This is a genomic window from Aggregatibacter actinomycetemcomitans DSM 8324 (genome assembly GCF_000372365.1).
Taxonomy (GTDB): domain Bacteria; phylum Pseudomonadota; class Gammaproteobacteria; order Enterobacterales; family Pasteurellaceae; genus Aggregatibacter; species Aggregatibacter actinomycetemcomitans.
This window is the reverse complement of record NZ_AQUU01000013.1, coordinates 1-19148: the sequence shown is the minus strand read 5'-3', so window position 1 is coordinate 19148 and position 19148 is coordinate 1. Positions and strand designations below refer to the sequence as shown.

General features: G+C 44.2%; 20 protein-coding genes. 12 read left to right on the top strand and 8 right to left on the bottom strand.

Annotation, left to right across the window (positions count from 1 at the left end; translation table 11 throughout):
* Position 1 precedes the first annotated feature (1 nt).
* Positions 2 to 1546, bottom strand: coding sequence for a maltose ABC transporter permease MalF (gene malF, locus A3CS_RS0108120; protein WP_005545222.1), 1545 nt, complete (start codon positions 1544 to 1546; stop codon positions 2 to 4).
* A 123-nt stretch (positions 1547 to 1669) separates the two neighbouring features.
* Complete coding sequence (malE, locus tag A3CS_RS0108115) at positions 1670 to 2860, bottom strand: maltose/maltodextrin ABC transporter substrate-binding protein MalE (RefSeq protein ID WP_005545224.1); 1191 nt, start codon at positions 2858 to 2860, stop codon at positions 1670 to 1672.
* A 456-nt stretch (positions 2861 to 3316) separates the two neighbouring features.
* Here malE and malK point away from each other — a divergent pair, with 456 nt between their 5' ends.
* From malK to malM, 3 genes are all read left to right on the top strand, one after another.
* Positions 3317 to 4435, top strand: coding sequence for a maltose/maltodextrin ABC transporter ATP-binding protein MalK (gene malK / locus A3CS_RS0108110; RefSeq protein ID WP_005545226.1), 1119 nt, complete (start codon positions 3317 to 3319; stop codon positions 4433 to 4435).
* Positions 4436 to 4511: 76 nt separating this feature from the next.
* Positions 4512 to 5795, top strand: coding sequence for a maltoporin (locus A3CS_RS0108105; protein ID WP_019518394.1), 1284 nt, complete (start codon positions 4512 to 4514; stop codon positions 5793 to 5795).
* 85 nt (positions 5796 to 5880) lie between these two features.
* Complete coding sequence (malM, locus tag A3CS_RS0108100) at positions 5881 to 6780, top strand: maltose operon protein MalM (RefSeq protein WP_005545230.1); 900 nt, start codon at positions 5881 to 5883, stop codon at positions 6778 to 6780.
* 376 nt (positions 6781 to 7156) lie between these two features.
* On the opposite strand, the gene moeB is transcribed toward malM, so the two are convergent.
* Positions 7157 to 7888: a molybdopterin-synthase adenylyltransferase MoeB gene (gene moeB / locus A3CS_RS0108095; RefSeq protein ID WP_005545232.1), complete on the bottom strand. Its 732-nt coding sequence runs from the start codon at positions 7886 to 7888 to the stop codon at positions 7157 to 7159.
* A gap of 15 nt (positions 7889 to 7903) precedes the next feature.
* Positions 7904 to 9118, bottom strand: coding sequence for a molybdopterin molybdotransferase MoeA (gene moeA / locus A3CS_RS0108090; RefSeq protein WP_005545234.1), 1215 nt, complete (start codon positions 9116 to 9118; stop codon positions 7904 to 7906).
* Positions 9119 to 9246: 128 nt separating this feature from the next.
* Between moeA and folE the strand changes: the two genes are divergently transcribed.
* Positions 9247 to 9903 carry a GTP cyclohydrolase I FolE gene (gene folE / locus A3CS_RS0108085; protein WP_005545236.1) on the top strand — a complete coding sequence of 219 codons (657 nt, stop codon included), beginning with the start codon at positions 9247 to 9249 and terminating at the stop codon, positions 9901 to 9903.
* Positions 9904 to 10001: 98 nt separating this feature from the next.
* Here the strand turns inward: folE and dacB are convergent, their stop codons facing one another.
* Entirely contained in the window at positions 10002 to 11444 is a 1443-nt protein-coding gene (gene dacB / locus A3CS_RS0108080) for a serine-type D-Ala-D-Ala carboxypeptidase (RefSeq protein WP_005545239.1), read from the bottom strand.
* A 160-nt stretch (positions 11445 to 11604) separates the two neighbouring features.
* Here dacB and greA point away from each other — a divergent pair, with 160 nt between their 5' ends.
* Positions 11605 to 12081: a transcription elongation factor GreA gene (greA, locus tag A3CS_RS0108075; RefSeq protein ID WP_005542429.1), complete on the top strand. Its 477-nt coding sequence runs from the start codon at positions 11605 to 11607 to the stop codon at positions 12079 to 12081.
* A gap of 74 nt (positions 12082 to 12155) precedes the next feature.
* On the opposite strand, the gene yhbY is transcribed toward greA, so the two are convergent.
* The gene (gene yhbY / locus A3CS_RS0108070; protein ID WP_005545243.1) at positions 12156 to 12458 is read right to left on the bottom strand and encodes a ribosome assembly RNA-binding protein YhbY; all 303 of its coding nucleotides are present in this window, start codon (positions 12456 to 12458) and stop codon (positions 12156 to 12158) included.
* A 167-nt stretch (positions 12459 to 12625) separates the two neighbouring features.
* On the opposite strand from yhbY, the gene A3CS_RS0108065 reads away from it, so the two are divergent.
* The gene (locus A3CS_RS0108065; RefSeq protein WP_012820951.1) at positions 12626 to 12937 is read left to right on the top strand and encodes a type II toxin-antitoxin system RelE/ParE family toxin; all 312 of its coding nucleotides are present in this window, start codon (positions 12626 to 12628) and stop codon (positions 12935 to 12937) included.
* Positions 12922 to 13218: an addiction module antidote protein gene (locus A3CS_RS0108060; protein WP_005545245.1), complete on the top strand. Its 297-nt coding sequence runs from the start codon at positions 12922 to 12924 to the stop codon at positions 13216 to 13218. The genes A3CS_RS0108065 and A3CS_RS0108060 overlap by 16 nt, the downstream gene beginning before the upstream one ends.
* Before the next feature lie 32 nt (positions 13219 to 13250).
* On the opposite strand, the gene A3CS_RS0108055 is transcribed toward A3CS_RS0108060, so the two are convergent.
* Positions 13251 to 13865 (bottom strand): riboflavin synthase, encoded by a 615-nt coding sequence (locus A3CS_RS0108055; RefSeq protein ID WP_005575423.1) that lies wholly within the window; start codon positions 13863 to 13865, stop codon positions 13251 to 13253.
* A 26-nt stretch (positions 13866 to 13891) separates the two neighbouring features.
* Here A3CS_RS0108055 and A3CS_RS0108050 point away from each other — a divergent pair, with 26 nt between their 5' ends.
* Complete coding sequence (locus tag A3CS_RS0108050; RefSeq protein ID WP_019518393.1) at positions 13892 to 15289, top strand: MATE family efflux transporter; 1398 nt, start codon at positions 13892 to 13894, stop codon at positions 15287 to 15289.
* A 304-nt stretch (positions 15290 to 15593) separates the two neighbouring features.
* On the opposite strand, the gene ybaK is transcribed toward A3CS_RS0108050, so the two are convergent.
* A complete protein-coding gene (ybaK, locus tag A3CS_RS0108045) occupies positions 15594 to 16073 on the bottom strand; it encodes a Cys-tRNA(Pro) deacylase (RefSeq protein WP_019518392.1) in 480 nt (159 codons plus the stop codon).
* 60 nt (positions 16074 to 16133) lie between these two features.
* Here ybaK and A3CS_RS0108040 point away from each other — a divergent pair, with 60 nt between their 5' ends.
* The 4 genes from A3CS_RS0108040 to A3CS_RS1000000112535 all read left to right on the top strand — a co-directional run.
* Complete coding sequence (locus A3CS_RS0108040) at positions 16134 to 17105, top strand: oxidoreductase (protein ID WP_005545253.1); 972 nt, start codon at positions 16134 to 16136, stop codon at positions 17103 to 17105.
* A gap of 55 nt (positions 17106 to 17160) precedes the next feature.
* Positions 17161 to 17484: a DUF1919 domain-containing protein gene (locus A3CS_RS0108035; RefSeq protein ID WP_019518391.1), complete on the top strand. Its 324-nt coding sequence runs from the start codon at positions 17161 to 17163 to the stop codon at positions 17482 to 17484.
* 1218 nt (positions 17485 to 18702) lie between these two features.
* The gene (locus A3CS_RS0108030; RefSeq protein WP_005558885.1) at positions 18703 to 19005 is read left to right on the top strand and encodes a TrbC/VirB2 family protein; all 303 of its coding nucleotides are present in this window, start codon (positions 18703 to 18705) and stop codon (positions 19003 to 19005) included.
* 72 nt (positions 19006 to 19077) lie between these two features.
* Positions 19078 to 19148: VirB3 family type IV secretion system protein (locus A3CS_RS1000000112535; RefSeq protein ID WP_211205775.1), on the top strand; the 71-nt coding region annotated here is incomplete at its 3' end.

The window sequence follows — 19148 nt, the reverse complement described above, 5'->3', positions numbered from 1 at the left end:
GTTAGTCTAATTTCATTTTAGTGGCTTTGATGTTGAGTAATGCCAAGCCGCCTACGAGCAAGAAGATGATGGTGGCAATCGCTGCCGCCAAGCCGAAGTCTTGCGTGCCGCTGCCTTCAAAGGCGATGCGGTAGGTGTAGCTGACGAGCAAGTCGGTGTAACCTGCCGGCGTGGTGGTGCCGATCATGTCCGGGCGACCGTTGGTTAATAATTGAATCAACACGAAGTTGTTAAAGTTAAAGGCGAAGGACGCAATCATTAACGGAGTCAACGGTTTTAACAGCAACGGGAAGGTGATTTTGCTAAAGTTCTGCCAGGTGGATGCGCCGTCCATGGCGGAGGCTTCGTATAAATCCGACGGAATGGCTTTCAATAAGCCCATGCACAAAATCATCATGTACGGGTAACCCAACCAGGTATTGACGATAAGAATCATGGTTTTCGCCAGGAACGGATCGTTAAACCATTCCGGGCTAATGCCGAATAATTGATTCAGAATGACATTGATTTCCCCGAAACTTTGGTTGAATAACCCTTTGAAAATCAAGATGGAAATAAAGGACGGCACGGCATACGGCAAGATTAACAGCAAGCGATATACGCCTTTGCCTTTCAGCGCTTCCCATTGCACCACGCAAGCCAACACCATGCCGAGAATAACGGTGAAAACAACGGTGAGTAAGGAGAAAATCACCGTCCAGATAAAAATTTGAATGAACGGTTTTTGGATACCTTCATCGGTGAAGATTTTCACGAAATTCAGCCAGCCCACAGACACCGTATAACCCGGCTCTAAGGTTTCATTTAACCATTCGCCGGTTTCATTAACCGCTTGGAAAAAGCCGATATCATTGTTGGCTTTGTAGATTTTGCCGTTTTCGTTGTTGGTTAAGGTATTGGTTTCGCTGTTAAAGGTGTAACGCGGTTTTTGTTCGGAAAATTGACGTAATGAACTCATGGTCAATTCATTGCCGCTTGGCAAGGTCACGCGCATGGCTTGTAAGGCGCTGCGGTTTTGCGTAATCACTTTAAGCGGTGCCGCTTCGCTTTGCGGTGCGGCTTGTTCGGTTACCGTGATTTCCTTATCGGTGAGTTTAATAGGAACGGAAGCGAAATCCTGTCCGGTATTGTTATTGTGTAGGGCAAGGATATAGCTGTTGTCCTGTTGCGGGTAGAGTTTGAAATCGTATTTATCACCGGCGAAGTAACGTTGTTCGCCTAATACGGCAACGGCACGTTCAAAGGAAAGCTGGTTGGTGCCGCTGTAATTGGTGAAGGCGATGGCGATGGTGGCGACCAACGGGAATAAAATAAAAATCGCCATGCCCGTTAAGCCGGGATACACATAACGCCATGCGTACACTTTTTTGCTGCTGAAAATGTACACGCCGGAAGTCAGAATCACCAAGGTTAAAATGGCGAACAAATATTCTCCCTGCGAATACATTAAAACCACTAAATATAAGTCAATCAACAATACGACGCCGGCTAACAAATATTTCAGCCACGGGGATTGCGATGTCGCTTGAGTCGGAGATTGTTGCATAAAACACCTCGAGAACAGAATGACTAATCGGCTACGGCATAGAAAACACTAAAAATTTGCACCGCACTTTTTGAATTGTTAATGTGCCGAACCGTCAATTCGGCTCGGCACATCAGGCTTGGTTTATTGTTGTTTTTGGATACGTGCGCGGGCATCGTCCAAGGCTTGTTTTACGCTTTGACGACCGCTGACGGCATTGCCGATTGCCGCTTTTTCGGCATACCAGAAGGCACTCATTTGCGCGATATTCGGCATGATTTCACCGTTTTTCGCATTTTCCATGGTGGCGGCGATACGCGGATCTTTCGCTAATTTTTCTTGGTAGGATTTCAATGCCACAGCGCCTAGTGGTTTGTCTTTATTGACGGTTTCCAAACCGTCATCGGTCAACAGGTAGTTTTCCATGAATTCCACCGCGAGATCTTTGTTCGGGCTGGCGGAGTTAATACCGGCACTTAACACGCCGACGAACGGTTTGGCATTGTGACCGTTTAAGGTCGGCAACACGGCAACGCCGTAATTGATTTTGCTTTTCTCAATGTTGCCCCAAGACCAAGGACCGTTAATGGTTAACGCCGCATCGCCTTTGTTAAATGCCGCTTCCGCGATGGCATAGTCCATATCGGCGCTGATGACTTTATTTTTCACCATATTCACCACGAATTGCAGGGCTTTTTGTGAACCTTCGTTGTTTACGCCGATGTCGTTAATGTCATATTTGCCGTTGACAAATTTGAAGGCATAACCGCCGTTAGAAGCGACGATAGGCCAAGTGAAATACGGCTCGGACAGGTTCCACATAATGGCGTTTTTCTTGTCTTTTTTGAGTTTGGCATCCAGCTCAAGAATTTCTTCCCAGGATTTCGGCGGGGTAGGAACCAAGTCTTTGTTGTAGATTAAAGACAGGGATTCAATCGCCACCGGATAGCCGATGACTTTGCCGTTATAGGTTTCCGCATCCCAGGCAAAATCTACGAATTTATCTTTAAATTCTTTGCTTGGGGTAAGTTCGGTCAATAAACCCGCTTGCGCATAGCCGCCAAAACGGTCATGTGCCCAGAAGATAATGTCCGGGCCGTCACCGGTGGACGCCACTTGAGCAAATTTTTCTTCCAGTCTGTCCGGATGTTCTACCAAAACGGAAATGCCGGTGTCTTTTTCAAATTTTTTACCCACTTCAGCCAAGCCGTTATAGCCTTTGTCGCCGTTGATCCAAATAACCAATTTTCCTTCGGTCATTTTTGCCATTACAGCGGAAGACATAACTAAGCCCGCCACGGCGGTTAAAGTGAATTTAACGAGTTTGTTTTTCATGTTGTAAGTCCTTGTTGGTTATTTACTGATACCGGAGCGAATACGTTGAGCCGCTTCGTCCGGTGCCTGTTTAGCGGTTTGACGTTCGGTAACTGCAAGTTGAGTGGCGGTATTTTCCAGTGAGCATGAAACACTTAAAAAGCCTTTTTACACATTATTGGCATTATCCGTAAATATTTTATTTTGTTATCCTCCCCCTGACTACTCCTTGTCTGTAACACTGTGATCTCATCGACATTTTTTATAAGTTTGTGACTTCGATCACATAAATTAATTAAAAAAATTAGAGCTGGATCACAAAATTTTATGCGCCTACCAAAAAAGAAAATATTTGAATAAATTTTGAACGATTTTATCTAATCCCCCTAAATTTTTTATCAGGGAGGATTTTTTCTTTATACGTATAAGTATGATTAGCCCGAACATATAAAAGACAAGGTATCGAGAGGTTTCATTATGGCAAGTGTAACATTGCGCAATGTGGGCAAATCTTACGGAAACGTACATATTTCCAAAGATATTAATTTGGATATTGAAGAAGGCGAATTTGTCGTCTTTGTCGGACCGTCCGGTTGCGGTAAATCCACATTATTGCGAATGATTGCCGGACTTGAGGATATTACCACCGGTGAACTTTACATCGGTGAAAAACGGATGAACTATGTGCCGCCGGCAAAGCGCGGTATCGGTATGGTGTTCCAATCTTACGCCCTGTACCCGCACTTGGATGTGGCAGAAAATATGTCTTTCGGGCTGAAATTAGCCGGTGTAAATAAAACGGAACGGGATCAGCGCGTTAATCAGGTTGCCGAAATTTTACAGCTTGCCCATTTGCTTGAACGTAAACCGAAAGCCTTGTCGGGCGGTCAGCGTCAACGTGTGGCGATTGGGCGAACCCTTGTTTCCCAGCCAGAAGTATTCTTGCTGGACGAACCGCTTTCCAACTTAGATGCCGCCTTGCGCGTACAAATGCGGGTGGAAATCTCCAAATTACACAAAAAACTCAACCGCACCATGATTTATGTTACCCATGACCAAGTGGAAGCCATGACCCTGGCGGACAAAATCGTGGTGTTGAATGCGGGCGGTATTGCGCAGGTGGGGAAACCGCTGGAACTTTACCATTATCCGCAAAATCGTTTCGTGGCCGGTTTTATCGGTTCACCGAAAATGAATTTCCTGCCGGTGAAAGTGACTGCTGTGGAAAAAGAGCGGGTGCAAATCGAATTGCCCGACGCCAACCATCATAACTTCTGGATCCCGGTTTCCGGTAATGGCGTGAAAGTGGGTGAAAACCTTTCATTAGGTATACGCCCTGAGCATTTAATTCCGTCTGATGAGGCAGAAGTTACGTTGCGCAGCAATGTGCAGGTGGTGGAATTGCTTGGTAACGAAACGCAAATTCACCTTGAAATCCCTGAAATTAAACAACCGACCTTAATTTATCGCCAAAATGATGTGGTGTTGGTGAAGGAGGGGGAAACGATGGACATCGGCATCATTCCGGAACGTTGCCATCTGTTTAAAGAAGACGGCACCGCCTGCCAACGTTTGTATAAAGAAAAAGGCGTTTAAAGGAATTGATTACACCGTAGAGGCCACGGGCTACCGGTGGCTTAAGGTTATTAACTCAATGCAAGAGAGGTCTCTTATGAAAATTCAAAAAACACTTCTGACAGTTGCCATTAGCGGCACATTATTTGCAACAAGCGCAAGTGCGGTGGATTTCCACGGTTACGCCCGTTCCGGTATTGGTTGGACATCGGGCGGTGGCGAACTGACCGCATTTTCCGCCAACGGCGCACCGGCAAAATACCGTTTAGGTAACGAATCCGATACCTATGCGGAATTAGGCTTCGGTCAAGAATTATGGAAAGAAGGCAACAAACGCTTCTATTTCGACAGCTTAATTGCCTATAGTGGTAATTTGCATAAAGGCGACTGGACCGAAACCAGCCCGGCAGTGCGTGAATTAAATGTGAAATTTGAAAACTTCGCTGACAGCTTACCGGGCGCCACATTATGGGCAGGTAAACGTTTCTACCAACGTCATGACGTACACATGAACGACTTCTACTACTGGGATATTTCCGGTCCGGGTGCGGGGGTTGAAGGCATTGATTTGGGTTTTGGTAAATTATCTCTTGCGGTAACCCGTAATACAGAAGCAGGCGGTGCATTTAGCTACTACTATGATCGCGCAAATAAAAGATGGGATACTACCCGTAAAGTACAAAAAGATGTTTACAACGATGTATTCGATGTTCGTTTAGCTGAAGTTCAAGTTAGCGAAAACGGTAAATTAGAATTCGGTTTTGATTACGCCCGATCTCATAAAAAAGACGATGCCCGCTATGTAAATGATGACGCGACCAAAAACGGTCACATGTTCACTATCGAACATACTCAAAGCGAGTTCTTCGGCGGCTTCAATAAATTCACCGTGCAATATGCCAAAGATTCCATGGCATCTGACGGTTGGAACTACGGCCATGCGCAAGGTTCATTAACCAGCAACCGTGGTCACATGATCCGTTTAATTGACCAAGGTACCGTTCAATTCAGCGATAAAGTTGAAATGATGTACGCCTTGATTTATCAAAAAACCGATTTAAATAACAAACAAGGCAAAACCTGGTACTCCGCCGGTGTTCGTCCGATGTATAAATGGACTAATACTATGAGTACCTTAATGGAACTCGGTTATGACCGCGTGAAAGATCAAGCCACCGGTAAGAAAAATGATTTAGCCAAAGTTACTCTTGCGCAACAATGGCAGGCAGGTAGTAGCATCTGGGCGCGTCCGGCAATTCGTGTGTTCGGAACTTACGCGCACTGGAATGATAAATTCAACACTGAGAATCGTATTGAACATGGTTACAAAGCAAAAGATGGCGAATTTATCGCTGGTGTTCAATTTGAAGCATGGTGGTAATCACCGTAAAATGTGCTATCCGCCAGTGCGGGTAGCACAATAACTTCCCAACTCTTTCATAAAGTACATTTTTTCTGAGGTTAATATGAAAAAAACGATAAAATTTTTGACCGCACTTTTATTGGCGAATATCGCAGTAGCCTCGCCAAGCCGGGCTAATACGCCTGTTCATATTAACTCAACGGCACTGGCAAATCTGCAATGGCAGGACGTATCCTTTTCCGAAAAAGTCACCACCAATTTATCCGAACAACAAAAACAAGCCTTTACCGCCTCTTTTGCCGGTGTAGAAAGCCCGATTGCCGCCTATCGCATTCCGGCGAACCAAGGCACTTTGGAAGTGGAAATTATCAGTCCTATTGAAAACAAAAGCGCATTCGTCCCAAGTGCGGTGGTTTTAGATAGCAATTTTAATGTGGCGGCGACTTACCCTTCATCCGAATTCAAATTCCAAGAAGAACGCGGTATGCAACCGAATCGCTTTGCCGCCGAGCTAAACCTTACGCCTGCCGCTTCACAAAGTTATATTTACCTGTTGATTTACACCACCCAACAAGATTTGGCAAAAACCACCATGATCCCGCATCCGGCGAAACTGTATGCCAAAGGCACCGGGCACCAACCGCCGGCATTGAATGATATTGAAGTGAAACACAGTTTGAATGGTCAGATTATCGTGAACGTCACTAACGCTAACGGCACGCGCTTTATCGGTATGCCAACCAATATTTTCTCCTCTTCCGATAAAAAAGCGGTTCAACCGGTAGGGGCAGCGCCTACACCGGCGCCGACAGCAAACATTGTGTCGTCTAAAGCGGTGAATGTGCCGGTGGATCGAGACACTGAAGCCTACTTCAATCAGGCAATCACCAAAGCGTTAAAAGGCGGTGATGTAAACAAAGCGATGAATTTAGTTAACGAAGCAGAAAAACTTGGCTTAACCTCACCGCGCCAAACCTTCTTAAAACAGGTTTCCTCGAAATAACCAACTCGCTTTTTCATGCATTTTTCATGATTTGCCACCGATTTTCGGTGGCTTTTTTATGATTGGAATAATGCAATTGCAGGAAAAGTGCGGTGGTTCTTGGCGGTGTTTTTTAGGAACGGGGCCTGGGGAGTTGAAAAATGATATTTACGAAGAAAAGAATCGATTGAATACAGGTGCGCTGATGGCGCGCGTTTCCTAACCAAAATAGCTCGAAGCAGATAGTGCACGTCTTCCAACGCATACTTCTAGTATTCAGGTAATGTAATGGTTGCTAGCCGAAAAAACATCTGAAATTTTAACTGCACTTTTCATTTATGATGGTTAAGAGCCCACGCTTGGAGTAACGGAAGCACCGGCTTAGTGCCGTTGCTATCTATATATTACCCTTCCCCGTCAACTTCACTTCCCTTACCGACATCGTCATCCCATCAATTAACAACAACCGACCGCATAAATTCGTGCCGATTTTTAACCGCACTTTGATAGCTTCCAAGGCCTGAATGGAGCCGATCAAACCCACGATAGGCGCCAGTACGCCGGCTTCTACGCAACTTAAGGCGTTATCGCCGAACAAACGGCTGAGGCTGTGATAGGTTGGAGTGTTGTCTTCGTAGGTGAACACGGAAACCTGACCTTCCATACGAATCGCCGCGCCGGAAACTAGCGGGATTTTATGGGCTGAACAAGCGGTATCCAATTGATTGCGGGTGGTGACGTTATCGGTGCAATCCAGCACCACATCAAATTTGCTGACCAATTCCTTGAGCTGTTGTTCGTCCAATAACTGATTGATAGCGTCCACTTCAATATGCGGATTTAAACGCGCTAAAGAACGTTTTGCCGAGTCTACTTTCGGCATGCCGAGACGACTGTCATCATGCAACACCTGACGTTGTAAGTTGGATATATCTACGGTGTCGAAATCCAGCAGCGTCAAATGTCCCACACCGGCGACGGCTAAATATTGGCTGGCAGCGCAACCTAAACCGCCCAAACCGACAATGAGCATTTTGCTGTCTTTCAGCGTTTCCTGTCCGTCAAAATCAATGTTTTTCAATACGATCTGGCGGTTGTAGCGTAATTCTTCCTGATGGGTTAATTCCATAATAGACTCAATGAATTAGTGTAATAAATCGGTAAAAGGCTCAATGGTGACCGTTTCGCCCGCTGCAACATTACCGCGTTCCTGTTCCAGCACGATAAAACAATTACTTTTCACAAAGGAGCTGAATAAATGGGAGCCTTGGAAACCCACCGGTTGCACTTCAATTTGCCCTTGAACGTTGACGTGATAATATCCGCGTTGGAAATCCAACCGTCCCGGCGCTTTTTTCAAGTTCACGGCGGCTACGGCAGGTAAACGCGCGGGCGCTTGCCATTGGCTGTAACCGCTGAGTTTGGCGATGGCGGGCTGCACTAATTGATAAAACGTCACCAACGCCGACACTGGATTGCCCGGCAAACCGCAGAACCAGGCGTTTTTTAATTTGCCGAAAGCAAAAGGTTTACCCGGTTTAATGGCGATTTTCCAGAAATTGATTTTGCCCACTTTCTCTAAAATATGTTTGGTGAAATCCGCTTCGCCCACGGAAACGCCGCCGCTGGTAATCACCAAATCCGCCTGTTGTTGCGCTTCAATAAAGGCGTTTTCAAATTGCGCCTCGTTATCTGGCAAAATACCGAAATCCAACACTTCGCAGTTTAATTTTTCCAATAATAATTTCACGGCGAAACGGTTGGTGTCATAAATTTGCCCGGTTTGTAGCGGTTTGCCCACCGGCACCAATTCATCACCGGTAGAAAGCACCGCCACTTTTAAACGCGGGAAAACCTTCACGTTTTCAATGCCAAGGGAGGCGAGTAACGGCAGGGAAATCGCATTTAATAAGGTGCCTTGTCGCAACACCACATCCCCCTGTTTGACATCTTCCCCGATACGACGAATATTTTGATTTACTTTCGGCAGATTTTGGAAGGTTACCGTGCCGTCATTGTTCACCTGAACCTCTTCTTGCATCACCACCGCGTCCGCACTTTGTGGAATCATGGCGCCGGCCATAATTCTGACCGCACTTTGTACCTTCCATTCGCCCTCAAACGGCGTACCGGCAAAGGCTTTGCCCGCCACGGCAAGTGTCATGGATTGTTGCAAATCCGCCAACCGCACGGCATAACCGTCCATGGCGGAATTGTCGAAAGAGGGAACGTTAATAGGGGAAATAATATTTTCAGCGCAAATGCGTTGGCTTGCCAGGTGAGTCGGCAGTGCTTCCGTAGAAGTGGGAAAGGGAAGTTGGTTTAACATTTGCTCAAGGGCTTGGGATAACGGCAACATAGTGGATCCTTAAATAAAAAAGTGCGGTCATTATACTAAAAGTTTTCATGGTACATAGTCATTATCTTCATTTTATTATTGCCTTGGAGTTTGCTAAAATGCGCCATTATTTTCATTGGGAGCAGTAAATGAACGATATTTCACCTGAAGCAGAGAAAGTCCGCACGGCGCTGGTTCAGAAAGGAATTGAAACACCGATGATTGTGTTGGACGAAAGCAAAGATAAACGTCGCACAAAAATCGAACAACATATGCGCGAAGTGTTGCGTTTAATCGGCTTGGATTTGCGTGACGATAGCATCGAAGAAACCCCGTCACGTCTTGCAAAAATGTTCGTTGATGAAATTTTTAGCGGCTTGGATTACACCAATTTTCCTAAGATTACGAACATTGCTAATCGTATGAAAGTGAGTGAAATGGTGTTGGTTAATGATGTCACATTAACCAGCACCTGCGAACATCATTTCGTTACCATCGACGGAAAAGTTTCCGTGGCGTATTACCCGAAGAAATGGGTTATCGGCTTATCTAAAATTAATCGCATAGTGACATTTTTCGCTCAACGTCCGCAAGTGCAGGAGCGTTTAACGGAACAAATTTTGTTGGCATTCCAAACCATTTTGGAAACGGAAGATGTGGCAGTTTATGTGAAAGCCACCCATTTCTGCGTGAAATGCCGTGGCATTAAAGATGCCAACAGCTATACCGTGACCTCCGCTTTCGGCGGCATGTTTTTAGAAGATCGCGAAACGCGCAAAGAGTTTTTGAGCTTAATTAATAAATAATTCGACATAGCTCATAAAAAAAGTGCGGTGGATTTTCTCGGCGTTTTAAAAACGTTTGAAAAATCCACCGCACTTTTTGTCTTTTTAATCCTGCGAAATTAATCCTGATACAGCGCGTTATACACGCCGCTTTCAAATTGCACTAGCGGGGCGCGTTTGGTTTTGCTTTCCGGATCGCCGGTGGAGTAGCCGTTGATAAATTGCACGAACGCCACTTTTTCTCCGCGCGCGTTGGTGAGATAGCCCGCCAGATTGTACACGCCTTTCAATGCGCCGGTTTTGGCGATGACGTTTTTCACCAACGGCGGATTGATTAATGACCCGCGCCCGCTTAAGGTGCCGTCCACGCCGGCGATAGGGAAGCTGTCCAATAAATGTAATTTTTCTTCATTTTTTGCAATGTAATCCAACACCTGCAACATTGTTTGTGGCGCCACCAAATTGTGGCGGGATAAGCCTGAGCCGTCGGCGATAACGCTGTTGCCGAATTTAATGCCTACTTGCGATAACACTTTTTTCATCGCCAAGGCACCTAATTGGAAGGACGCGGGGCGTTTATATTGATTATAAGCGATGGTGCGGAACAAGGCATCGGCAATTTGGTTGTCGGATTTTTTCATCATTTTTTTGATGAGATCCGGCAGCGGTTTAGATAAATGTTGCGCCAATACTTGCCCTTGTTGCTGACGATAAGGTTGTTGCACCTGTCCGTTAAATTCAATATTCAGGCGTTTTAGCTGGCGTTGAATAATCGCCGCTGCGTAAGCGTTGGGATCCTGCACGGCGAAACTTAACCCGAAAGGCTTGCTTTGACGCGCCAGACAGCCTTTCACCTGATAGCGGTTGTTGTCATGCACGATAGCATCCAACTGGCAATAACCGGCTTGCTCTTTACCTGCCACATAAACCTGCCCGAACACCTGAATCGGGTATTGCGACGGCACGTTGAATTTTACCGGTTGCCCTTCCGGCTGGTTGGCATCAATATCGACATAGAAGCAGTTATTATCAATATTTACCGCGGCAGGTGGCGCGTTAAAACACATGGTCAGATCGTTCCAGATCCAGCCTAAACCGCGATCGTGACCGATAAACACCGAAGTGTCTAAAATCAGATTGCCGTTGATTTTATTAATATTCTGTTGCTTTAATTGCGATAATAAATTGAATAATTGCCCGCTGGTTAAATCCGGGTCGCCGGTAAAACGCACAATTAAATCGCCGTTGAGTTGACCGTTTTGTACTTTGCCGTTGGTTAAAAGTGCGGTTTGAAATTGAAATGAATCGCCGAGCGCCAATTTTGCCGCCAAAGCGGTAAATACTTTTTGCGTGCTGGCGGGGAGCATGAACGTTTGTCCGTTATAATCGGCGATAATGTTATCTTGATTGATGTTTTTGGCGATGAATGCCAAATTTGCCCCCTCGGGAAGATTGGCGGTGTAATTGGCAATATTGACTTCGGCGAAAGAGGTGGTGGTGATGCCAAGACTGAGTAATAAGAATGTTTCTTGAAAAATATGACGTGGTGAAAATTTATACATGATCCGTGCTTGAGGTTGCTATTTTTTGAAAGACGAACAATAATAGTACGCGAATACGCGGGAGTAAATGCTTTTCTCCCGCCATAACCGATTAATTTACGCTGTGGAATCCGGAGGATTCCACGGTTTTTTCTTTTATTTAAATTTAGGGAAAAGAAGAATGCAACAAATTCCAATGACTGTTCGCGGCGCACAATTACTGCGTGAAGAACTGGATTATCTTAAAAACGAACGTCGCCCGGAAATCATCAAAGCCATTGCGGAAGCCCGTGAACATGGCGATTTAAAAGAAAATGCGGAATATCACGCCGCCCGTGAGCAACAAGGTTTCTGCGAAGGACGCATTCAGGAAATCGAAGGCAAATTAGCCAATAGCCAAGTGATCGACGTCACTAAAATCCCGAATAACGGCAAAGTAATCTTCGGTGCCACTGTAGTGTTGCTTAACACCAATACGGACGAAGAAGTGAGTTACCGCATTGTGGGCGATGACGAAGCAGACATCAAAAACGGCTTAATTTCCGTTAATTCACCGATTGCTCGCGGTTTGGTCGGCAAAGAAGTGGACGATGTGGTCAATATCTCGACGCCGGGTGGCACGGTGGAATTTGAAATCATTGAAGTGGATTATGTTTAAAGATGATTGCACTCCGTGCATCGATAACAAAAAAGCAGTTTTTTTAACTGCCTTTTTTCGTGTTCGCTTTTCTATTATTTACGTGGAAGCGGAATTTTATTTTCTTCACTCGGACGATATAGCACCAGCACATGACCGATGGTTTGCACCGCCGCCGCGCCGGTTTCCCGCACAATCGCATCAATAATTAATTGCTTGGTTTCACGATCGGAACCGCTGATTTTCACCTTAATTAATTCATGATGATTCAACGATAAATCAATTTCCGCCAGTACGCCTTCCGTTAATCCGTTGCCACCGAGCATCACCACCGGGCTTAAATGATGAGCCAGTCCTTTTAGATACTGTTTTTGTTTGGTTGATAATGTAATTGACATAATAATCTCTTTGAAAAAATTGATGGCTGATTCTAATGCAATATTTATTTCGATACAACATATCGGGTGAAAGAACCTTATGTTGATAAAGGTAAAGTGTTAACTATACTTGACACTTTTAAGCTAAAGACTATACTTAGGCGAAACAAATAACGACAATTAATTCAATGATGATACAAATTAAGACGACTTTTCTTTTTGATGAATGGTTGAAGAAACTCAAAAACCTAAGAGCTAAAGCAAAAATCAACGCACGAATTAAACGGTTACAGTTTGGTAATTTCGGTGATTTAAAAAGCGTTAATGACGGCATATTTGAAATGCGGATTGATGAAGGTCAGGGGTATCGAGTTTATCTGAAAAATCAAAATGGCATACTTGTTATCTTGCTTTGTGGCGGAGACAAATCCACTCAAGAGAAAGATATCAAGAAAGCAAAACAACTTGCACAGGAAATGGGACTATGGGTGAACAATTGAAAGATTTTGATCCTGCAGAATATTTATCTACCGAAGAAGATATTCAGCTTTATTTAAATGAAGTGCTACAAGAAAATAATATTGAGCTTATTTTGTCTGCGTTAGGCGATATCGCACGAACCAGAAATATGAGCCAAATTGCCCGCGAAACCGGTATGAGTAGAGAAGGGCTTTATAAAGCCCTGTCCGGTACGGGCAATCCTACCTTTGCCACCGTGATTAAAGTCATGAAAGCCTTAAATTTACAACTCCAAGTGCAACCTTCCGGTTACGCTTCTTAGTCGAAAAGTGCGGTCAAAATCCACCGCACTTTTTACGCCTCTTTCTGCGCTAAGTAACGTTCAACGGTATCCACAATTGCCTGGGTTTGCGGGTCGATTTCGATATTCACTTTGTCACCCTCCGCTTTCTTACCGATAAGGGTGCGGTGGAGGGTTTCCGGGATCAGGTTCACGAAGAAGCTTTGTTCGCGTACTTCGCCGATGGTTAAGCTAATGCCGTCTACGGCGATAAAACCTTTGGTCAGCACATATTTCATCACCTCTTTATTCGGCAGTTTGAACCAAATTTGCAGGTTGTTTTCGGAAGGCAGGCGTTCGATGATTTCCGCCGTGCAATACACATGGCCGGATAAAATATGCCCGCCGATTTCCGTGCCCATTTGCATGGCGCGTTCGATATTCACGGGATCGCCGACTTTTAATTCGCCTAAATTGGTGATTTTCAACGTTTCTTGCATTAAATCGAAACTGACCAGATTATCTTTAATTTCCGTTACGGTTAAACATACGCCGTTATGGGCAACGGAGGCGCCGATTTGTAATCCTTTCAGCATTTCTTGTGGCATTTCCACGGTGTGTGTTCTAAAATTAGCCTTTTCCGTGATCGCCTTAATTTGTGCGGTACCTTGCACAATGCCTGTAAACATAATTACCTCGAAATTTATCTATTTTTATGAAGTTAACAACCGTCAAAGAATATCATATTGAAGCTAAAAAGTTAATTGCTATTGCCCTCCCGATTTTGCTCGCGCAAATTGCGCAGAATTCCATGGGATTGGTGGACACCATTATGGCAGGACGTGTCAGTGCGGTGGACATGGCAGCGATTTCCGTGGGGGCGTCCATCTGGTTGCCGTTGGTGTTGTTCGGGCATGGCTTATTGCTTGCGTTGCCGCCGACCATTTCCTATTTGAACGGTTCGGGGCAACGCCGGCGCATTGCCCATCAGGTGCGCCAAGGCATTTGGATTGTGCTTTTTAGCTGCATTCCGCTGGTGTGGCTGATTTATAACAGCGATTTCGTGTTGCAAAAAATGGATATGGAACAGCGCTTAGCGGACATTACCTTCGGCTATTTGCACGCCATGGTTTGGGGCTTACCGTGCTATTTGTTGATGGTGAATTTCCGTTGTTTAAATGACGGCATCGCGAAAACCAAACCGGCGATGGTGATCACCTCTCTCGGCTTGCTGAACAATATTCCCCTTAATTATATTTTCATTTACGGCAAACTGGGCGTGCCGGCATTCGGCGCTGTGGGCTGTGGCATTGCCACGGCAATTGTAAACTGGGTGATGTGTTTGTTGATGCTGGCATACTGTATGCGGGCGAAAAATCAACGTGATTTGAAGGTTTTCGCAAATATCATTGAACGCCCTAATCGGCGTACGCTGGGGAAATTGCTGAAGCTGGGTTTCCCCATTGCTATGGCGTTGTGCTGTGAAGTAGCATTGTTTGCGCTAACCTCTTTATTCTTATCGCCTTTGGGCGCCGACGTGGTGGCAAGTCATCAAATTGCACTAAATACCGGTTCTTTTGTGTTTATGTTGCCTATGTCTCTCGGCATGGCAACGACCATTTTGGTGGGGCAGCGTTTGGGTGAAAAATCCCCGGAAGGCGCAAAGCAGGTGACCTATTCTGCGCTGGTTATGGGGTTATTTATTGCGGTGATAACGGCATTTTTAATCGTAATTTTGAAGGAGCAAATTGCTAACATTTTCGTGAAAGATGCCGAAGTCATTGCCATGGCGGGCACCCTGTTGCTATTGGCGGCGTTGTATCAATTCTCCGACACCATACAAGTGATTATTGGCAGTGTGTTGCGCGGCTACAAGGACACGCAAGCGATTTTATACATCACCTTATTTTGTTATTGGGTTGTAGGAATGCCGCTCGGTTACGTTCTGGCACGCACGGATCTCATCGTTCCCGGCGGCATTGCGGCAAAAGGCTTCTGGATTGCTTTCGTGGTGAGCCTGACGATTGCGGCGGTTTTACTGTTTTTCCGTCTGCGAAAAACACAAGGGCAGCCGGACGATATTTTACTGGCAAGGCTGGAGAAATTGAAATAATCCTGTAGGTGGGCTTGTCCCACCTTTTTTTGTCTTTCGATACGATAAATCCCTCCCGCGTACATAAAGTGCGGTCACAAAAAATTCCGTTTTTTGAACGTTGGCTATGCCAACGGCCCCGAAGGGGTGAATAAATCACTTCAGTGATTTATGAATATTTTTACAAATGTTTTTTGTTAGCTCAGAAAAAAGAGAATGATTATATTTTACGCCTGAAACTTTTCAGCTATACTGACGCGATTTTTTTGACTCGAGAAAGGTAACTTTTATGAAATTTAAATTAAGTTTAATTTCCACCGCACTTTTACCCCTCATCCACAATATCCAAAAACGTCGCATTCAATATTTTCGCCAAATCCTGCGGGGCGATTTCAACGCTTAATCCGCGTTTACCGCCGGAGACGAAAATCTTGTCGAAATTCAGCGCAGATTGTTCAATGACGGTGGTTAGGCGTTTCTTTTGACCTAATGGGCTGATTCCGCCCACCAAGTAGCCGGTACTTTTTTGTGCCGCGTCTTTGTCCGCCATTTCCACTTTTTTGACGCCCAAGGCTTTTGCCACTTTTTTCAGGCTTAACAGATGGCTGGTGGGCAGCACGAAACAGGCGAGCTTTTTCTGATCGCCGTTTTCCGCAACCAATAAAGTCTTGAAAGATTGATCGGGATTTATGCCTAATTTCTCGGCGGCTTCATCGCCGAAATGGGTGTTGTCCGGGTCGTGATCGTAATGATGTAAGGTGAAAGGGACTTTTTGCTTTTTCAATAAGTCAATCGCCGGTGTCATTGTATTTCCTCGTGATAATTCAGTAAAATGGAGCCCGTTTATTTTACTGCGGAGAGAAAAATGAGTACAAGATTAAATATCGCCCTGGTCGCCGAATTCGATTTATGCGAGAAATTGGCGGAGGCGTTGGAGCAGAGCAGTTTAGCCATTGAGACCCTGTCCGTGGTCGAACTTTTCCCTTTTAGCGAAGAACAGGGCATTCGATTCAACAACAAAAGCGTGGCGCAAATTCCGTTAGAGGAAACGGAATGGTCAGAATTTAATTATGTGTTATTTGCCGGTGAATTTGCTCATGCGACACATATTGCCAATACGGCGCAAGCGGGTTGTGTGGTGATTGATTTGAAAGGCGTGTGCGCTTCGCTAAATGATGTGCCGCTTATCGTCCCGAGCATTAACGATGAACAGTTGGTTTTATTGAAACGTAACATTGTGTCTTTGCCAGATCCGCAGGTTACACAATTCATTTTCTCTGTGTCACAATTTGCCCGCGAAAATACATTGTCTCAAGTGTTGGTTACGTCATTATTACCGGCATCTTATGTTGACAGCGACACCGTGAATAAACTTGCCGGACAAACCGCGCAACTATTGAACGGCATTCCGTTAGATGAAGATCAACAACGTTTGGCATTTGATGTGTTCCCGCTCGCCAAGCCGACCACAAACTTTGCTGCACAAGTAGAAAAAATTTTTCCGCAACTGCCGAATGTGATTTTTCATCAGGCGCAAGTGCCGGTGTTTTATGGCATGGCGCAAATGGTCACGCTGCTTTCCGAGTATGAATTTGATGAACAGCCGCAGATCCAGGCATGGCAGGCGAATGATCTGGTGGATTATCGCCAAGACCACTTATTCACCCCCGTCACCAACGGCGAAACCGAAGCGGGAGAAGAGCCGAAATTGCATATCGGCGGGCTCACCACCTTGGAAAACGGCTTACAATTCTGGCTGGTCGCCGACGAACAACGTTTTAATATTGCCCTGTTGGGCGTGAAACTGGCGGAATTGATTTATCAAAAAGGGTATTAATCAAAGAAAGTGCGGTGAAAAATAACCGCACTTTTTTATCTACTCGGAGTTCATCATGTCTTTATTTTCAAAAATCAAAAGGGCGGTAAATAAATTTCACCGAAAATCCATCAATCGTGAGCTAAAAAATCGTCTGCAAAATCACGGTATGCCCGTGTTGTCGAGTAATTGCTTGGGGGCGTTTATTTTGCACGATTTGAATGAGCCTTTTAATTTGCCTTTTGTGAATTTGTATGTGAAACCACGGAATTTGATTCGTTATTTGCAAAATATGTCCCATTATCATCAACAGACGTTAGTGTTTAAATCTGCCGATAAACCTTATCCGGTGGTGTTGGCTGCCGTGTGTTTCAAACCTGTTATCGAGGTTTTATACTAACGATTAACCTCTGGCGAAAAAACCGAAAAAAAGTTGCTTTCGTTGCGTGTATGCCGCCTACGGTTTGGAAAATAACAAGCGATCCCATAATCTACCTCTATACACCCTATTTCCACAGTTTTACCCACACTGTGTACTTGCCGCTCACAGCTTCTTTATCGCCAATAATAATTTTTTTCAAAATCATTACGTGTTTTTTTAAAAGGTTTCACGCAAGCAGTACAGCGTTAAACTGCTATAATTCGCTTTAGAATGGGTTTGTTACTTAACGGTAAGAGGAAAAGTATTCTATGCCCTAATTGAGTTATTTCACGGAGTATTTTTCAGTTGAATCTAGTTCTATGGAGTGAGATCATAAACAAAGCTATTTACAAATGCATAGGAGCGAATGAGTGATAATATAATTTTGCCGAGTAACCCACACAAGAAAAAAAGGGTTTCTCGGGAAATAAAAAATTCATTTTAATCCGTAGAAAGTGTGGATAAGTGTCGGGTCGCATCCCATTTATTATTGTGTTCGAATAAAGCATTGATGATAGCTAGAAGTTTATGCAATCTATTCATAAGTTATCCGCACGGTCGGCGGTAGCCGACTGCTCCTTTAAACCCTCTACAGTTTTGGTAGAGTGAAAAGAATAAAAAGACAGAAATTTATCAGATCGAAGAATTATCCATATAAATTGAATTTTTTATTTTATATTCAGTAGATATTCTTTGTGGAGTGTAAGATTTTTGAAAAAAAGTTGGTACTTTAAAGATTTTTATCGGATAATAACACGACAACTTTATTGTGTAAAAAACTCACACGTTTAGTACTGTAGAGTATTGTTTTGCACCTAAAAATACTTAAAGGAGAATTATTTACTGGTTAGCTGATATAAGCTTACAGGTCAAGAAAATAAACTCATTTAACTAGAAAGTACAATCGTTAGACTTAGTATTTATTAAATATGTTCAACCCTATTTATTCAAATTGAAAAAGTTTATTTAATAATGATGGAGAAAGTTCTTCATATTCTGATTTTAGTTAGAGAGTTTAAACGCAGTATCCTTAAACCGGTTTTAAAAGATCCCGGTCAGTATTCTAATATGATTGTTAGCATTAAAACAAAGATTGATTAAAAACAGACCTAAACCCGAAACTGTAAGTAATGAATCTCAACAAGTAATACGTGAAAGCGTTTCAAAAACTTTTAAATTCTAATTGGAGAAAATCTAATGAACTTTTTATCAAAAGTAAAAGGCAAGTTAAATGCCGGAAAAACGGCGGTAGTTGGTGCTATGGTGTTAGCCGCTACAAATTCATCTCAAGCAGCGGGGTTGCAGAAGGTAAATACCCTTGTTGATAACATTTTAAATTCACTAACTTATATTCAGATTGGGGTTGTTACAATTGCGGTAATTGTTGCCGGTTATAAAGTTCTCTTTCAGGGGCAAACTTTCCGCGAAGTTGCGCCTATCCTTGTGGGTGGTATCATTATTGGGGCTGCAGCGGAAATTGCAAAATTATTAGTTGGCTAACACATTCATTATACCCACTACCACGAATGGTGCAGCGTATCTGCACCTTTAACCACTTGCATAGATTTTAAAATGAATAGAGACCCATTATTCAAAGCGCTCACTCGTCCCGCTATGTTCTTAGGCGTTCCGCTTACCCCTTT

What these genes read in the sequence shown, in the direction of transcription:
- moeA (WP_005545234.1), bottom strand. Translation starts at nt 9,118, where the DNA reads ATGTTGCCGTTATCCCAAGCCCTTGAGCAAATGTTAAACCAACTTCCC.
- moeB (WP_005545232.1), bottom strand. Translation starts at nt 7,888, where the DNA reads ATGGAATTAACCCATCAGGAAGAATTACGCTACAACCGCCAGATCGTA.
- malK (WP_005545226.1), top strand. Translation starts at nt 3,317, where the DNA reads ATGGCAAGTGTAACATTGCGCAATGTGGGCAAATCTTACGGAAACGTA.
- folE (WP_005545236.1), top strand. Translation starts at nt 9,247, where the DNA reads ATGAACGATATTTCACCTGAAGCAGAGAAAGTCCGCACGGCGCTGGTT.
- ybaK (WP_019518392.1), bottom strand. Translation starts at nt 16,073, where the DNA reads ATGACACCGGCGATTGACTTATTGAAAAAGCAAAAAGTCCCTTTCACC.
- yhbY (WP_005545243.1), bottom strand. Translation starts at nt 12,458, where the DNA reads ATGTCAATTACATTATCAACCAAACAAAAACAGTATCTAAAAGGACTG.
- A3CS_RS0108065 (WP_012820951.1), top strand. Translation starts at nt 12,626, where the DNA reads ATGATGATACAAATTAAGACGACTTTTCTTTTTGATGAATGGTTGAAG.
- A3CS_RS0108055 (WP_005575423.1), bottom strand. Translation starts at nt 13,865, where the DNA reads ATGTTTACAGGCATTGTGCAAGGTACCGCACAAATTAAGGCGATCACG.
- malM (WP_005545230.1), top strand. Translation starts at nt 5,881, where the DNA reads ATGAAAAAAACGATAAAATTTTTGACCGCACTTTTATTGGCGAATATC.
- greA (WP_005542429.1), top strand. Translation starts at nt 11,605, where the DNA reads ATGCAACAAATTCCAATGACTGTTCGCGGCGCACAATTACTGCGTGAA.
- A3CS_RS0108105 (WP_019518394.1), top strand. Translation starts at nt 4,512, where the DNA reads ATGAAAATTCAAAAAACACTTCTGACAGTTGCCATTAGCGGCACATTA.
- A3CS_RS0108035 (WP_019518391.1), top strand. Translation starts at nt 17,161, where the DNA reads ATGTCTTTATTTTCAAAAATCAAAAGGGCGGTAAATAAATTTCACCGA.
- A3CS_RS0108060 (WP_005545245.1), top strand. Translation starts at nt 12,922, where the DNA reads ATGGGTGAACAATTGAAAGATTTTGATCCTGCAGAATATTTATCTACC.
- malE (WP_005545224.1), bottom strand. Translation starts at nt 2,860, where the DNA reads ATGAAAAACAAACTCGTTAAATTCACTTTAACCGCCGTGGCGGGCTTA.
- dacB (WP_005545239.1), bottom strand. Translation starts at nt 11,444, where the DNA reads ATGTATAAATTTTCACCACGTCATATTTTTCAAGAAACATTCTTATTA.
- A3CS_RS0108050 (WP_019518393.1), top strand. Translation starts at nt 13,892, where the DNA reads ATGAAGTTAACAACCGTCAAAGAATATCATATTGAAGCTAAAAAGTTA.
- A3CS_RS0108030 (WP_005558885.1), top strand. Translation starts at nt 18,703, where the DNA reads ATGAACTTTTTATCAAAAGTAAAAGGCAAGTTAAATGCCGGAAAAACG.
- A3CS_RS0108040 (WP_005545253.1), top strand. Translation starts at nt 16,134, where the DNA reads ATGAGTACAAGATTAAATATCGCCCTGGTCGCCGAATTCGATTTATGC.
- malF (WP_005545222.1), bottom strand. Translation starts at nt 1,546, where the DNA reads ATGCAACAATCTCCGACTCAAGCGACATCGCAATCCCCGTGGCTGAAA.